Origin of the sequence: Candidatus Skiveiella danica (assembly GCF_022705245.1) — a bacterium.
GTDB classification, from domain to species: domain Bacteria; phylum Pseudomonadota; class Gammaproteobacteria; order Burkholderiales; family Burkholderiaceae_C; genus Skiveiella; species Skiveiella danica.
On the sequence record NZ_JAKJEW010000005.1, the window covers coordinates 60686 to 74428 of the forward strand.

General features: G+C 63.6%; 12 protein-coding genes and 3 tRNA genes. 4 read left to right on the forward strand and 11 right to left on the reverse strand.

Annotated features, from left to right (window positions below; genetic code table 11):
- Positions 1 to 103: 103 nt before the first annotated feature.
- From lgt to ACMUOY_RS04330, 4 genes are all read right to left on the reverse strand, one after another.
- Entirely contained in the window at positions 104 to 931 is an 828-nt protein-coding gene (gene lgt / locus ACMUOY_RS04315; RefSeq protein WP_413891465.1) for a prolipoprotein diacylglyceryl transferase, read from the reverse strand.
- Positions 932 to 976: 45 nt separating this feature from the next.
- Positions 977 to 2473, reverse strand: coding sequence for a benzoyl-CoA 2,3-epoxidase subunit BoxB (gene boxB / locus ACMUOY_RS04320; protein WP_413891467.1), 1497 nt, complete (start codon positions 2471 to 2473; stop codon positions 977 to 979).
- A 213-nt stretch (positions 2474 to 2686) separates the two neighbouring features.
- On the reverse strand, positions 2687 to 4546 hold the full coding sequence (gene ilvD, locus ACMUOY_RS04325) for a dihydroxy-acid dehydratase (protein WP_413891468.1): 1860 nt from the start codon (positions 4544 to 4546) through the stop codon (positions 2687 to 2689).
- Positions 4547 to 4745: 199 nt separating this feature from the next.
- The gene (locus tag ACMUOY_RS04330; protein WP_413891469.1) at positions 4746 to 4988 is read right to left on the reverse strand and encodes a TIGR04438 family Trp-rich protein; all 243 of its coding nucleotides are present in this window, start codon (positions 4986 to 4988) and stop codon (positions 4746 to 4748) included.
- A gap of 100 nt (positions 4989 to 5088) precedes the next feature.
- On the opposite strand from ACMUOY_RS04330, the gene ACMUOY_RS04335 reads away from it, so the two are divergent.
- On the forward strand, positions 5089 to 5394 hold the full coding sequence (locus ACMUOY_RS04335; protein WP_413891470.1) for a c-type cytochrome: 306 nt from the start codon (positions 5089 to 5091) through the stop codon (positions 5392 to 5394).
- Positions 5395 to 5512: 118 nt separating this feature from the next.
- Here ACMUOY_RS04335 and acs read toward each other — a convergent pair whose 3' ends face one another.
- Entirely contained in the window at positions 5513 to 7507 is a 1995-nt protein-coding gene (gene acs / locus ACMUOY_RS04340) for an acetate--CoA ligase (protein ID WP_413891471.1), read from the reverse strand.
- A gap of 193 nt (positions 7508 to 7700) precedes the next feature.
- Between acs and ACMUOY_RS04345 the strand changes: the two genes are divergently transcribed.
- Positions 7701 to 8303: a TIGR00645 family protein gene (locus ACMUOY_RS04345; RefSeq protein WP_413891472.1), complete on the forward strand. Its 603-nt coding sequence runs from the start codon at positions 7701 to 7703 to the stop codon at positions 8301 to 8303.
- An 11-nt stretch (positions 8304 to 8314) separates the two neighbouring features.
- Here ACMUOY_RS04345 and nhaA read toward each other — a convergent pair whose 3' ends face one another.
- Positions 8315 to 9505, reverse strand: coding sequence for a Na+/H+ antiporter NhaA (gene nhaA, locus ACMUOY_RS04350; protein WP_413891473.1), 1191 nt, complete (start codon positions 9503 to 9505; stop codon positions 8315 to 8317).
- Between the two features lie 149 nt (positions 9506 to 9654).
- Between nhaA and ACMUOY_RS04355 the strand changes: the two genes are divergently transcribed.
- Complete coding sequence (locus tag ACMUOY_RS04355; protein ID WP_413891474.1) at positions 9655 to 11205, forward strand: fumarate hydratase; 1551 nt, start codon at positions 9655 to 9657, stop codon at positions 11203 to 11205.
- A gap of 20 nt (positions 11206 to 11225) precedes the next feature.
- Entirely contained in the window at positions 11226 to 12059 is an 834-nt protein-coding gene (murI, locus tag ACMUOY_RS04360) for a glutamate racemase (RefSeq protein WP_413891475.1), read from the forward strand.
- A gap of 49 nt (positions 12060 to 12108) precedes the next feature.
- Here murI and ACMUOY_RS04365 read toward each other — a convergent pair whose 3' ends face one another.
- The 5 genes from ACMUOY_RS04365 to ACMUOY_RS04385 all read right to left on the reverse strand — a co-directional run bounded on the left by ACMUOY_RS04365 (position 12109) and on the right by ACMUOY_RS04385 (position 13743).
- Positions 12109 to 12747, reverse strand: coding sequence for a M48 family metallopeptidase (locus ACMUOY_RS04365; RefSeq protein WP_413891476.1), 639 nt, complete (start codon positions 12745 to 12747; stop codon positions 12109 to 12111).
- Positions 12710 to 13333, reverse strand: a complete 624-nt coding sequence (locus ACMUOY_RS04370) for a DUF6806 family protein (RefSeq protein ID WP_413891477.1) — start codon at positions 13331 to 13333, stop codon at positions 12710 to 12712. The genes ACMUOY_RS04365 and ACMUOY_RS04370 overlap by 38 nt, the downstream gene beginning before the upstream one ends.
- Positions 13334 to 13348: 15 nt before the next feature.
- Positions 13349 to 13437, reverse strand: a tRNA-Leu gene (locus ACMUOY_RS04375).
- A 73-nt stretch (positions 13438 to 13510) separates the two neighbouring features.
- Positions 13511 to 13584: transfer RNA gene (locus tag ACMUOY_RS04380), tRNA-Cys, on the reverse strand.
- An 83-nt stretch (positions 13585 to 13667) separates the two neighbouring features.
- Positions 13668 to 13743: transfer RNA gene (locus tag ACMUOY_RS04385), tRNA-Gly, on the reverse strand.

Consider the following 13743-nt stretch of genomic DNA (forward strand, 5'->3'; position numbering starts at 1 on the left):
AGGGTCAGCGCACGGGCTTGCTACCCCCGCCCGCTTGAAAAATCAATTTTTATAGCAATAAATGACCAATCCACGCCGGGATCAGGCAGATTTTCTTCAAATTTCAGCCTGAATGGCCGTCCGCGGCCTGCGCGCGCTGCCCGAACCACCACCACAGGCCGGCGCCACCCAGAATCATGGGCACACACAGCCACTGGCCCATGCTCATGCCCAGCGCCAGCAGGCCCAGGTGGGCGTCGGGTTCGCGGAAGTACTCGGCGATGAAACGGAACACGCCATACCCGAACAGGAAGGCGGCACTCACCTGACCCGGCGCGCGCTCCTTGCGCCCATACAGCCACAACAGCACGAACAGCAGCAGGCCTTCCATCAGGAACTGGTAGATCTGCGACGGGTGACGGGGCGTGCTGCCCGCGCCGCGAAACACCATCGCCCAAGGCAATGACGGGTCGGCAATGCGGCCCCAGAGCTCGCCGTTGATGAAATTGCCCACCCGGCCGGCAGCCAGGCCCGTGGGGATGCAGGGTGCGACGAAGTCCATGACCTGCAGGAACGAGCGGTGCCGCGAACGGGCGAACCACGCCATGGCCGCCATCACGCCCAGCATGCCGCCGTGAAAGCTCATGCCGCCTTGCCAGACGGCGAAGATTTCCAGCGGATGGGTGGCGTAATAGCCCGGCTTGTAAAACAGGCAATAGCCCAGGCGCCCGCCGATGACCACGCCCATGACGCCCAGGAACAGGATGTCCTCCACGTCCGCCCGCCGCCAGGCGCCCGGACCGGTGCTGGAGGCAAACGGTTCATGGCGCAGCCGGCGAAGGCCGAGCCACAGGAACAGGCCAAAAGCGGCCAGGTAGGTCAGCCCGTACCAGTGGATGGCCAGCGGGCCGATCTGCAGGGCGACCGGATCGATTTGGGGATGGATCAGCATGGCTTGCGATTGTGCAGCAAGCCATGCCGATCCCGGCGAAGCGCTTCAGGAATGCTCGATGCGCACGTACTCGAAGTCCTGCGGCTGGTTGTTGATGCCCACGCGGGGCGGCGCGATCCAGGTGGCGTACTGGCCGGGCTCGAAGCAGGGCTTCATCAGCGAGTTGATGTGGTCATAGTCGTCGTCGTTGCACAGCCAGTCGCCCTGCCCGGCCTGCCAGGCCTCTTCGCTCAGGATCTCGCCGGCCGGGTTCACACGCACGCGGGCAAACTCGCCGATCCTGCGGTTGAAGGCCTTGTGCGGCTGCGTGAACTTGAAGGCGATGCCGGCCTTCTCGATCACCTTGTTCCAGCGGTCGATGCCACCCTGGCAGTCGGCGATGTAGTCGTCCAGCAGGCGGCTGTTGATGGAGCGCAGCGCGGGCACCTCCTCGGTCACGAGCTGGCCGTCCACCACGCGCAGCACCGGGTAGGTGGCGTTCTCCAGCTGGTGGTCGTCCTTCAGCCCGCTTTCGTTGAAGCGGCCCTTCAGGCCCGAGCTGAAGGCTTCGGCGCCGTTGGAGGAGATTTCCGAGCCGAACAGGTCGCGCGTGACCGACATGTGGAAGTTGGCCTTCTTCTGCAGCGTGGGCAGGTCGACCACGCCGAGCTTGCGGATGGCGGCCTTGTCGTAGGGATCGGTGATGCCGGCAGCCTTCATGGCATTGCAGGTCGCCTCGATGGTGCGGCCAACGCCGGTTTCTCCGACGAACAGGTGGTGCGCCTCTTCGGTCAGCATGAAGCGGCAGCTGCGCGACAGCGGGTCGAAGCCGGACTGCGCCAGCGCGGCCAGCTGCATCTTGCCGTCGCGGTCGGTGAAGTAGGTGAACATGAAGAACGACAGCCAGTCCGGCGTGCGCTCGTTGAAAGCACCCAGGATGCGCGGGTTGTCCTGGTGGCCGGAACGGCGCTCAAGCAGGGCCTGCGCCTCTTCACGGCCATCCTTGCCGAAGTACTTGACCAGCAGGTAGACCATGGCCCAGAGGTGGCGGCCCTCTTCCACGTTCACCTGGAACAGGTTGCGCATGTCGTACAGCGAGGGGGCAGTGGCACCCAGGAAACGCTGCTGCTCCACCGAGGCGGGCTCGGTGTCGCCCTGCACCACGATCAGGCGGCGCAGCAGCGAGCGGTATTCACCCGGCACTTCCTGCCAGGCGGGCTGGCCCTTGTGGCGGCCGCAGGGGATGACCCGGCCTTCTTCCTTGGGCGCCAGCAGGATGCCCCAGCGGTATTCGGGCATCTTCACGTGGCCGAACTTGGCCCAGCCGCTCGGGTCCACCCCCACGGCGGTGCGCAGGTAGACCTCCGCCTCCTGGAAGCCCTCGGGGCCCATCTCCTTCCACCAGTCGACGTAGTTGGGCTGCCAGGTTTCGAGCGCGCGCTGCAGTTGCTTGTCGCTGGACAGGTCGACGTTGTTGGGGATGCGGTCGTCGTAATTGACTTCGACAAAGGCGTCGCCGCGGACGGCAGCGGCTTCTTCAACCAGTTCAGTGGGTTCGCTCATGGGGTCTCCTGAAGATCGGGGTGGGATGTATTGAAATGCACTATGTTGCTACAGGCAAATTTCAATTGATGCATTTTTATGCATCATCAAGACGGCAAGTTTGATCCAGCGCAAACAAGTCGCACGTTCAGCGCGCGGCGCGCGAAAAAGGAAAAGGGCGCCGCGAGGGCGCCCTTCAGGGTCCCGCGCCAGCGCGCGGGAAGGCTGGATCCGTCAGTCGCCGAGCAGGCTCAGGTCCCGCACGGCCCCCTTGTCGGCTGACATGGCCAGCAGGGCATAGGCCTTGAGCGCAGCCGACACCTTGCGGGGGCGCGGCTGGGCCGGTTTCCAGCCTTTGGCGTCCTGCTCGGCCCGGCGACGGGCCATTTCCTCGTCCGACACCAGCACGTTGATGCTGCGGTTGGGAATGTCGATGCGGATGCGGTCGCCGTTGCGCACGAGGCCGATGGCGCCGCCGGCAGCCGCTTCGGGTGAAACGTGACCGATCGACAGGCCCGACGTGCCGCCGGAGAACCGGCCGTCGGTCAGCAACGCACAGGCCTTGCCCAGGCCCTTGGACTTGATGTAGGAAGTCGGGTACAGCATCTCCTGCATGCCCGGGCCGCCCTTGGGCCCTTCGTAGCGCACCACCACGATGTCGCCGGCTTTGACCTGGTCGGCCAGGATATTGGCCACTGCTTCGTCTTGCGACTCCACCACGTGGGCGGGGCCTTCAAACACCAACAGCGCATCATCAACACCGGCGGTTTTGACCACGCAACCGTCCAGCGCGATATTGCCGACCAACACAGCCAACCCCCCTTGCTGCGAGAAGGCATGGTCCACGGAGCGGATGCAACCTTCGGCACGGTCGGTGTCCAGGCTGGGCCAACGCGCCGCTTGGCTGAATGCGACTTGCGTGGGAATGCCACCAGGCCCGGCCATGTAGAAGGTCTTGACCGCATCCGATGGATTGCGGGCAATGTCCCACTGATCGAGCGCGTCCTTCATGGTCTTGCTGTGCACGGTGGGGACGTCGGTGTGCAAGCGGCCTGCGCGGTCCAACTCGCCCAGAATGCCCATGATGCCGCCAGCGCGGTGCACGTCTTCAATATGGTATTTGTTGGTGTTGGGCGCCACCTTGCAAAGCTGGGGCACGATTTTGGACATGCGGTCAATGTCGGCCATGGTGAAGTCGATTTCGGCCTCTTGCGCAATCGCCAGAATATGCAGGATGGTGTTGGTGGAGCCGCCCATGGCGATGTCCAGCGCAATCGCGTTCTCAAATGCCTTGAAGCCCATGGAGCGCGGCAGCACGGTTTCGTCGTCTTGCTCGTAGTAGCGCTTGCACAGCTCTACGGCCAGGTGTCCGGCGCGCTTGAACAGTTGTTCCCGGTCTGCGTGCGTGGCCACCACGGTGCCGTTGCCGGGCAAAGACAAGCCCAGCGCTTCGGTCAGGCAGTTCATGGAGTTGGCCGTGAACATGCCCGAGCAGCTACCGCAGGTGGGGCAAGCCGAGCGCTCCACTTCGGCCACATCGGCGTCACTCACCTTGTCGTCGGCGGCCATCACCATGGCGTCGATCAGGTCGAGCTTCTTGAACTCGATTTTCTGGGTAATGGGGTTGAGCAGCTTGACCTTGCCGGCCTCCATGGGGCCACCGGATACAAACACCACGGGGATGTTCAGCCGCATCGCAGCCATCAGCATGCCGGGAGTGATCTTGTCGCAGTTGGAGATGCAGACCATGGCGTCCGCGCAATGGGCGTTGACCATGTACTCGACTGAGTCGGCAATGATGTCGCGGCTGGGCAGCGAATAGAGCATGCCGTCGTGACCCATGGCAATGCCGTCGTCGACAGCGATGGTGTTGAACTCCTTGGCCACGCCACCGGCGGCCTCGATTTCACGGGCCACCAGCTGGCCCAGGTCCTTCAGGTGCACATGCCCCGGCACAAACTGGGTGAACGAATTGACGACCGCGACGATGGGCTTGCTGAAGTCATCGTCCTTCATGCCGGTGGCGCGCCAGAGGGAGCGTGCCCCCGCCATGTTGCGGCCGGCGGTGGAAGTCTTGGAACGGTATGCGGGCATGATGGTGGTCCCTGGGTGAGGGTTCAAGAACGTTGAAAATGGACCGTCGATTATCGCCCAGCCTCCGGCCCGCATGCCGCCGTGAGGGGTTTGCCATGACGCCCCGGGCAGCCGGGGACAGGCGCAGATCAACTATGTTTTCAGTAGCGCTTTACGACCACCCGGCGCTGGGATGACGCCGATCGGGGACTGAAACCGCTTAGCGGGGCTTCTTCGGGCCGATCCCAAGCGCGGAGCGCTGCTTGTCGATGCGGTCCTGCTTGCGCTTGTCCATCCGCTCCATCGCCTTTTTCTTGGAATAGCCACTCCAGTCCGCCCAGGCCCACCAGAGCGCGGCCAGAGCAAAAGGCGCCAGCACCACGGTCCAGCTCCAGTTCGCCACCGGGCCGAACTCCAGATATTTCATGGCCAGCAAGACCAGTCCCAGTATCAGGAAATACATCACCGACTCCTATTCACGGTTAACCCCTCGCCATGCGGGTGTCAACCAGCTTCCCTACAATCGCGTTGTTCAACTCTAACCGACTCCACGAGGAAAAACGATGAGACAGCTCTTTCTGGCCGTGACGCTGGCAATCACCGCGGCAACCCCGGCACTCGCCGATCAGGCCTTGGCCACGTCAAAGAACTGCATGGCCTGTCATGCTCTCGACAAGAAGCTGGTGGGCCCCTCCTACAAGGACGTTGCCGCCAAGTATGCCAAGGACAAGGGTGCCGTGGACATGCTGGCTGCCAAGATCATCAAGGGCGGCTCCGGCGTCTGGGGCCCGGTGCCGATGCCCGCCAACGCGCAGGTCAACGATGCCGAAGCCCATAAACTGGCCGCGTGGGTCTTGACGGTCAAGTAAGTCGAATTCCCCCGAAAAAAAGCCCGCTGACCCAGCGGGCTTTTTTTTGGTCGGGTCAGCCACCTGGAGCACCGCCGGCAACAGGTGCCAACGGGCTCTCCCAAGCCGCCGCGGCCACTTACCAGGCCTGGCCCAGCTGATCCAGAATCGCCGGGTTCTCCAGCGTGCTGGTGTCCTGGGTGATGGCTTCGTTCTTGGCAATGCTGCGCAGCAGGCGGCGCATGATCTTGCCAGAGCGGGTCTTGGGCAGATTTTCGCCAAAGCGGATGTCCTTGGGCTTGGCAATCGGGCCGATTTCCTTGCCGACATGGTCGCGCAGTTGTTTGGCAATCGCCTTGGCCTCGTCGCCGGTGGGCAGCGGGCGCTTCAGCACGACGAAGGCGCAGACGGCCTCGCCGGTGGTGTCATCGGGACGTCCGACCACGGCCGCTTCAGCCACGAGTTCGGTGCAGCTCACCAGCGCGGACTCGATCTCCATCGTGCCCATGCGATGGCCCGATACGTTCAGCACGTCGTCGATGCGGCCGGTGATGGTGAAGTAGCCCGTTTTGACGTCGCGGATCGAGCCGTCGCCGGCGAGGTAGTACTTGCCCTTGAAGTCTTCCGGGTAGTAGCTCTTCTTGAACCGCTCGGGGTCGCCCCAGATGTTGCGGATCATCGACGGCCACGGCTTCTTGACCACCAGAATGCCGCCCACCCCATTGGCCACATCCTTGCCCGTCTCGTCGACGATCGCGGCCTGGATGCCGGGGAACGGCAGCGTGCAGGAGCCCGGCACCATGGGCGTGACACCCGGCAGCGGCGTGATCATGTGGCCGCCGGTCTCGGTCTGCCAGAACGTATCGACGATCGGGCAGCGACTGCCGCCCACGTGCTGGTAGTACCACTCCCAGGCCGCGGGGTTGATCGGCTCGCCCACCGAGCCCAGCAGGCGCAGGCTGGACAGGTCATAGCTCTTCGGATGCACGGCATCGTTCGATTCGGCCGCCTTGATCAGCGAGCGGATGGCGGTCGGCGCGGTGTAGAAGATCGTGCACTTGTGGCGCTCGATCATCTTCCAGAAGCGACCGGCGTCCGGATAGGTCGGCACGCCTTCGAACACGATCTCGGTGCCGCCCAGCGCCAGCGGGCCGTAGGTGATGTAGGTGTGGCCGGTGACCCAGCCGATGTCGGCGGTGCACCAGAACACGTCGTCGGCCTTCAGGTCGAAGGTCCACTTGGTGGTCAGCGCCGCATGCAGCAGATAGCCGCCAGTGGAATGCTGCACGCCCTTGGGCTTGCCGGTGGAGCCGGAGGTGTAGAGCAGGAACAAGGGGTGCTCGGCCTCGACCCACTCGGGTTCGCAGGTCGTGGGCTGGCCCGCCACCAGGTCACTCATCCAGACGTCCCGGCCAGCGGTCATGGCGATTTCGCCGCCGCTGCGCTTGACCACCAGCACCTTGCTGATCGAATCGCAGCCGCCCAGCGCCAGCGCCTCGTCAACGATGGACTTCAGCGGCAGCTGCTTGCCGCCGCGAACCTGGTGGTCCGCCGTGATGATGGCCTTGGCACCGGTGTCCTCGATGCGGTCGCGCAGCGACTGGGCAGAGAAGCCGCCGAACACCACCGAGTGCGTGGCACCGATGCGCGCACAGGCCTGCATGGCTGCCACGCCTTCGATGGACATCGAAATGTAGATGACGACCCGGTCGCCCTTGCCGATGCCGATGGACTTCAGTCCATTGGCGATCTGGCAGGTCTTGGCCAGCAGTTCGCTGTAGGTCACGCGGGTCACTTCGCCGCCGTCGGCTTCGAAGATGATGGCCGTCTTGTCACCCAGACCGCGCTCCACGTTGCGATCCAGGCAGTTGTAAGAGGCGTTCAGCGTTCCGTCCGCAAACCATTTGAAGAACGGCGCATTGCTCTCGTCGAGCACCTGGGTGAACGGCTTCTTCCAGCTGATCAACTCCCGCGCCAGGCGTCCCCAGTACCCTTCGTAGTCGGTTTCAGCCTCCTTGCACAGGGCTTCGTAAGCCGGCATGCCCGCGATCGTGGCGTTGCGGACAAAGTCATCGCTCGGCAGATAGACATGGGTTTCGGTGGCAGCGGATTCACCTGCGGTCGGGGCATTCATGGGTTTGTCTCCTGAGGATGTGACGATTGATTGCAAAATCAGGGGCTAAATGTCGGATTGCGCTCTTACAAGGCACTGACTGACGTGAAGCTTTCGAATTCCACCGCCCGCAAGGGACTTCCGGCTTGCCGATAGACTCGTTGTCTGGCCGGATCCCCCCGCCGGTACTGCTTTTCCCAGAAATAGACCCATCATGACGCCGAACCAATCCTCCAAACCGGCCCGCATGAAGCCCATGCCGCGCCTCATCTTTGCCAGCCGCTGGCTTCAGTTGCCGCTGTACCTCGGCCTGATCGCCGCCCAGGGCGTCTACGTTTTCCATTTCTGGGTCGAACTGGTGCACCTGCTGGAGGCTGTCTTCGGCAGCCAGACCGCCTTGCAGGCGCTGATCAACAGCATCGGCTACAAGTCCGACGTCCAGGTCACCTCGTTGAATGAAACCATCATCATGCTGGTGGTACTGGCCCTGATCGACGTGGTCATGATCTCCAACCTGCTGATCATGGTGATCATCGGCGGCTACGAGACCTTTGTCAGTCGCATGAATCTGGAGGAGCACCCTGACCAGCCCGAGTGGCTCGACCATGTGAATGCTTCCGTGCTCAAGGTCAAGCTGGCCACAGCCATCATCGGCATCAGCTCGATTCACCTGCTGAAGACCTTCATCAATGCGGCCAACTACGACGTCAAGGTCCTGATGTGGCAGACGATCATCCACGCCACCTTCCTGCTCAGCGCGCTGGCGATCGCGGCCACCGACCGGTTGATGGCCCCGTCGCACGGGCCCGCCCACTGAGCGCTCCCGGTTCAGCTGCCGTCACGTCCGGCCGGCCGGACCAGTAGCAGTGCGGCCCCCAGCACACCAGCAATCAGGGAGCCCCCGAGCACACCCAGCTTGACCTGAGTGGCGTATTGCGGGTCGAGGCCGTCGAAGGCCAGGGCGCCGATGAACAGGCTCATGGTGAACCCGACACCGCACAGCACGCAGACGCCGAGGAATTGGCGCGTGCTGGCGCCTTCCGGCAAGCGGGCACCGGCCACGCGCATCAGCAGCCAGGAGGCCGCGAACACCCCCACCGCCTTGCCGGCCACCAGGCCGATCGCGATACCGAGCGGCACCGTCTGAAACAGGGTCCCCAGGCTGACGCCTTGCAGGGAGACGCCGGCATTGACAAAGGCAAACATGGGCAACACGGCAAACGCAACCCAAGGGTGCAAGGCGTGCTCGGCCACCTTCAGCGGGGACCCCCCTTTGCCGCCCGACAGCGGGATGGCCAGGGCGGTGATCACCCCTGCCAGCGTGGCGTGGATGCCCGACTTGAGCACGCACAGCCAGATGATCAGACCGACCACTACGTAGGGCCCGATCGCCATGACCCGGGCCCGGTTCAGCAACCAGAGCACCAGAATGCCACCGCCCGCCGCCAGCAACATGCTCAGAGATAGGTCGGCGGTGTAGAAGAAGGCGATCACCAGAATGGCGCCGAGATCATCGATGATCGCCACGGCCGTCAGAAACACCTTGAGCGAAGAAGGCACCCGATTGCCCAGCAGGACCAGAATGCCCAAGGCAAAGGCGATGTCGGTGGCCATCGGTATCGCCCAGCCGCGCAGGGCCACCCCATCGCCCCAGTTGATCGCCGTGTAGATCAGCGCCGGCACCACCATGCCGCCAATCGCCGCGCCCGCTGGCAGCAGGGCCTGGCTGGGAGAAGCCAGTTCGCCCTCGATCATCTCGCGTTTGATCTCCAGCCCGACCAAAAAGAAGAAAACCGCCATCCACAGGTCATTGACCCAGATCACCAAGGGTTTGGCAAGGACCAGCAGATCGGCCCCGATGCGCAACTCCACCGGCAAGTAGACGAAACGTTCGTAGACCGCACTGAAACCGGTATTGCTCGCCACCAAGGCCACAATGGCCGCCAGCGCAAGCACCACGCCGCCCAGCGATTGGGATTGAATGAACTGGCTGAGCGTGCGCTGAATCTTTTTCAACATGGGGTGGAACGTGCCGCGCCAATGCGCTGCTTTGCAAGGATGCGATCGGCGCAGTTTAGTAGACTTGCAACGTTTTCCGGTATCCGGCGCCGGACGAAGACGCCGGGACCGCCGCAGCCGCATTCAAACCAGCCCGACAGGCCCCCACCATGACCACCATCCGCCAGAACGACCTCATCGAATCGATCGCTGCCGCCCTGCAGTACATCAGCTACTACCACCCTGCGGATTACATCGCCCACCTGGCGCGCGCGTATGAGCGGGAGCAAAGCCCGGCCGCCAAGGACGCGATCGCGCAGATCCTGACCAACAGCAAGATGAGCGCCACCGGCCACCGCCCGATCTGCCAAGACACCGGTATCGTCAACGTGTTCCTGAAAGTCGGCATGGACGTGCGCTGGGAGGGCTTCACCGGAAGCCTGGACGACGCCATCAACGAAGGCGTGCGCCGCGGCTACAACGATCCCGCCAATACCCTGCGCGCCTCGGTCGTCGCAGACCCGGAATTCCTGCGCAAGAACACCAAGGACAACACCCCGGCGGTTATCAACACCGAGATCGTGCCCGGCAACACCGTCGAAGTGACCGTCGCCGCCAAGGGTGGCGGCAGCGAGAACAAGAGCAAGATGTACATGCTCAACCCCGGTGACTCGGTCGTGGACTGGGTGCTCAAGACCGTGCCGACCATGGGCGCCGGCTGGTGCCCGCCGGGCATGCTGGGCATCGGCATCGGCGGCACGGCCGAGAAGGCGGTGCTGATGGCCAAGGAAAGCCTGATGGATGATCTGGATATGTACGCGCTGCAGGCCAAGGCCGCCAGTGGCGCGGAGCTCAGCAGCGTCGATAAGCTGCGCCTGGAGCTGTACGAGAAGGTCAACGCGCTGGGCATCGGCGCGCAAGGCCTGGGCGGCCTGACGACCGTGCTGGACATCAAGATCAAGATGTACCCGACGCACGCTGCCAGCAAGCCGATTGCCATGATCCCGAACTGCGCGGCCACGCGCCATGCCCACTTCGTGATGGACGGCAGCGGCCCGGTCTACCTGACGCCACCCTCGCTGGACACCTGGCCCGATGTGGCCTGGACGCCGGATTACGTCAAGAGCAAGAAAGTCGACCTCAACACCCTGACGCCGGCCGAAGTGGCCAGCTGGAAGCCCGGCGACACCCTGCTGCTGAACGGCAAGATGCTGACCGGCCGCGACGCCGCCCACAAGCGCATCAAGGACATGCTGGCCAAGGGCGAAAAGCTGCCGGTGGACTTCACCAACCGCGTGATCTATTACGTGGGACCGGTGGATCCGGTGGGCGACGAGGCGGTCGGCCCCGCAGGCCCCACCACCGCCACCCGCATGGACGGCTTCACCGAGATGATGCTGGCCCAGACCGGCCTGATCGCGATGATCGGCAAGGCCGAGCGCGGGCCGGTGGCCATCGAGGCGATCAAGAAGCACCAGTCCGCCTACCTGATGGCGGTCGGTGGCGCCGCCTACCTCGTGTCCAAGGCCATCAAGACGGCCAAGGTGGTGGGATTCGCCGACCTCGGCATGGAAGCCATCTACGAATTCGACGTGGTCGACATGCCCGTGACGGTGGCGGTGGATGCCGGCGGCACCAGCGCCCACATCACCGGCCCGGCCGAGTGGCAGAAACGCATTGCGACCGGTGAGTTCAAGGGCATCAGCGTCACCGGTGCCTGATCCTTTCGGCGACTGAACCTGTGCAGGCCAGCCAGCCCATCGGTGTCTTCGACAGCGGGGTTGGTGGGCTGAGCATCTTGCGCGCCTTGCGCGCCGAATTGCCCCAAGAGCACTTCGTCTATTTTGCCGATAGCGGCCATGCGCCCTATGGCGAGCGCGACTCGGCGCAGGTGCTTGCCCGCGCACGGGCCATCACCACGGAACTGCTGGAACGTCACGACATCAAGGCCTTGGTCATCGCCTGCAACACGGCCACGGCCGTTGCCATACACCTGATCCGCGCCGAGCACCCTGGTCTGCCGATCATCGGCGTGGAGCCCGCGCTCAAGCCGGCCGCGGCCCTGACCCGCACGCGTCGTGTCGGGGTCATGGCGACGCGCGGCACGCTGGAGAGCGCCAAGTTTGCAGCCCTTCTGGACTCGCTGTGTGGACTGGCGACCTTCATCCTTCAGCCCTGCGACGGACTGTCTGACGCCATCGAGCGCCAGGACACACCAAAAATCATAGCACTCTGTGACCATTACACGCTGGGAATGGGCCAATTTGGCTCCAAAGAAGGGCAGGTGGACACCCTGGTGTTAGGTTGCACCCATTACCCGTTTGCCGCCGATCTGCTGCAGGCGCGCGTCGGTCCAAGCGTCCGCCTGGTCGATACCGGGGAACCCGTCGCGCGGCATACGCGTCAGCTGCTATTGACGCGCCAGGTCCCGTTGCGCGGGGCGGCCGCCCCGCCCGGCACAGAGGGCGGCGCCACCGGCCACCTGACCCTGGTCAGCTCGGGGCCACCCGAGGCACTACGGGAGGCGGTGCGGCGCTGGCTGGATCTGGATCTTCCGGTGCGCCAGAGCGACTGATACCCTCGAAAGAGCAGGCCCCCATCGCGGAAAGGCCGTTGAACGACATCTATTCGGTCGTGATCTGCGCCGTGTCGCAAGCCCAGAGACGTTCGCCGGTCAAATCGAGGTGGGTCAGGTACAGGCGCACATCGAACTCCAGCTGATGGTAGTCCGGCGCCATGTGGCAGCACAGCTTGTAAAACCCCTTGTCGTGCTCGCGCTCCTTCAGATGGGCCAGTTCATGCACGGCAATCATCCGCAAAAATTCGGGCGGGGCGTCACGAAACAACGAGGCAATCCGGATCTCGCGACTGGCCTTCAGCCGGCTGCCCTGAACGCGGGCATGCGTCGTGTGCAAACCCAGTGCATGGCGAATCACCTGGATCTTGCTGTCGAAAAGGACCTTGTCGACGCCGTCGGCACCGCGCAGGTATTCGTTCTTCAAGGCGGTGACAAACTGAAACAGCGCGCGGTCATTGCGAACGGTGTGGACCACCGGATACCGCTTGCGCAAATGGACACCCAGACCCGACCCTGCGATCAGCCCCGCAACCTGCGCCTGGAGATCGGGAGGATAGGCGGACAGGTAGCGCAGCGAGTCAGGAACTGACGAAGCGTCACGCCGCGCCGTCGGAGCCGTAGCGGCCCGTTTCGACGCCACCGCCTGCTCAGTGCAGGTGCCGAGGCCTGCGGCTGCCACCGCCATGCCCGGATCCGCCGGGTCCCCGTGGTGGTTTGCCGAGTTCCAGCGAATTCACCAGCGCATCGAAACGCTGGGAGAAGAGCTTGTCGATCTCGCCGACCACCCCGCCCAGTTCAGCACCATCGAAGTGGCGCTCCATCAGGGCGATTACATCCTCCACCAGCAAGTCGCGTTGCGCCTGCATGATGGCTGCCGGGGTCGGCCCCACGAAGAGCATGACGAAATCGTCACGCGACTCGTCGTCCTCGCCCGCCTCCTCCTCGTCGAACTCGGCGTCGTAGAAGGTGACTTCGATCGGAGCACCCGCATCAGCCAGATCGTTCAGGCTCATGCACATTTCGTCCAGCACCTGGCGAAAGTCTTCGTCGCCCTTCACCGTCCAGCACATCTGCAGCAGGTGCGCCTTGGCGTCGAAGCGGATGCCAGGCTCGTCCTCGAAGGCGCTGGCAGCACCATCGGCCAGCGATCGTGCGCCCGCGTACTTCCACAGGGGCTTGAGCGCATCCTGCAGGGCGTCAAAGCCCACCTCCGGGCGCAGACGCACGTCCCCATGCACATGAATCTCAAAAGGTGCGTCGTACTGTGTCATTTTTTGGCCTGTGGTTGGTGCCCCGAACCGGAATCGAACCGGTACGTCCGGTAAAGGACGGCAGATTTTAAGTCTGCTGTGTCTACCAATTTCACCATCGGGGCGATGCAGTCATTTTGGCACCCGGAAAAACAGACAACCCCGATAACGCATGCGCTATCGGGGTTGTGTGATTTCTGGAGGCGCGGGCCGGAGTCGAACCGACCTACACGGATTTGCAATCCGGTGCATAACCGCTTTGCTACCGCGCCAGTTATTCTTCAATCTCTCTGACAAAAAAGGGAAGCCTGGGCTTCCCTTCAAGGTGGAAGACGTTGGTACTTCTTCCATTATCTGGAGCGGGAAACGAGGCTCGAACTCGCGACCTCAACCTTGGCAAGGTTGCGCTCTACCAACTGAGCTATTCCCGC

What these genes read in the sequence shown, in the direction of transcription:
- lgt (WP_413891465.1), bottom strand. Translation starts at nt 931, where the DNA reads ATGCTGATCCATCCCCAAATCGATCCGGTCGCCCTGCAGATCGGCCCG.
- boxB (WP_413891467.1), bottom strand. Translation starts at nt 2,473, where the DNA reads ATGAGCGAACCCACTGAACTGGTTGAAGAAGCCGCTGCCGTCCGCGGC.
- ilvD (WP_413891468.1), bottom strand. Translation starts at nt 4,546, where the DNA reads ATGCCCGCATACCGTTCCAAGACTTCCACCGCCGGCCGCAACATGGCG.
- ACMUOY_RS04330 (WP_413891469.1), bottom strand. Translation starts at nt 4,988, where the DNA reads ATGTATTTCCTGATACTGGGACTGGTCTTGCTGGCCATGAAATATCTG.
- ACMUOY_RS04335 (WP_413891470.1), top strand. Translation starts at nt 5,089, where the DNA reads ATGAGACAGCTCTTTCTGGCCGTGACGCTGGCAATCACCGCGGCAACC.
- acs (WP_413891471.1), bottom strand. Translation starts at nt 7,507, where the DNA reads ATGAATGCCCCGACCGCAGGTGAATCCGCTGCCACCGAAACCCATGTC.
- ACMUOY_RS04345 (WP_413891472.1), top strand. Translation starts at nt 7,701, where the DNA reads ATGACGCCGAACCAATCCTCCAAACCGGCCCGCATGAAGCCCATGCCG.
- nhaA (WP_413891473.1), bottom strand. Translation starts at nt 9,505, where the DNA reads ATGTTGAAAAAGATTCAGCGCACGCTCAGCCAGTTCATTCAATCCCAA.
- ACMUOY_RS04355 (WP_413891474.1), top strand. Translation starts at nt 9,655, where the DNA reads ATGACCACCATCCGCCAGAACGACCTCATCGAATCGATCGCTGCCGCC.
- ACMUOY_RS04365 (WP_413891476.1), bottom strand. Translation starts at nt 12,747, where the DNA reads ATGGCGGTGGCAGCCGCAGGCCTCGGCACCTGCACTGAGCAGGCGGTG.
- ACMUOY_RS04370 (WP_413891477.1), bottom strand. Translation starts at nt 13,333, where the DNA reads ATGACACAGTACGACGCACCTTTTGAGATTCATGTGCATGGGGACGTG.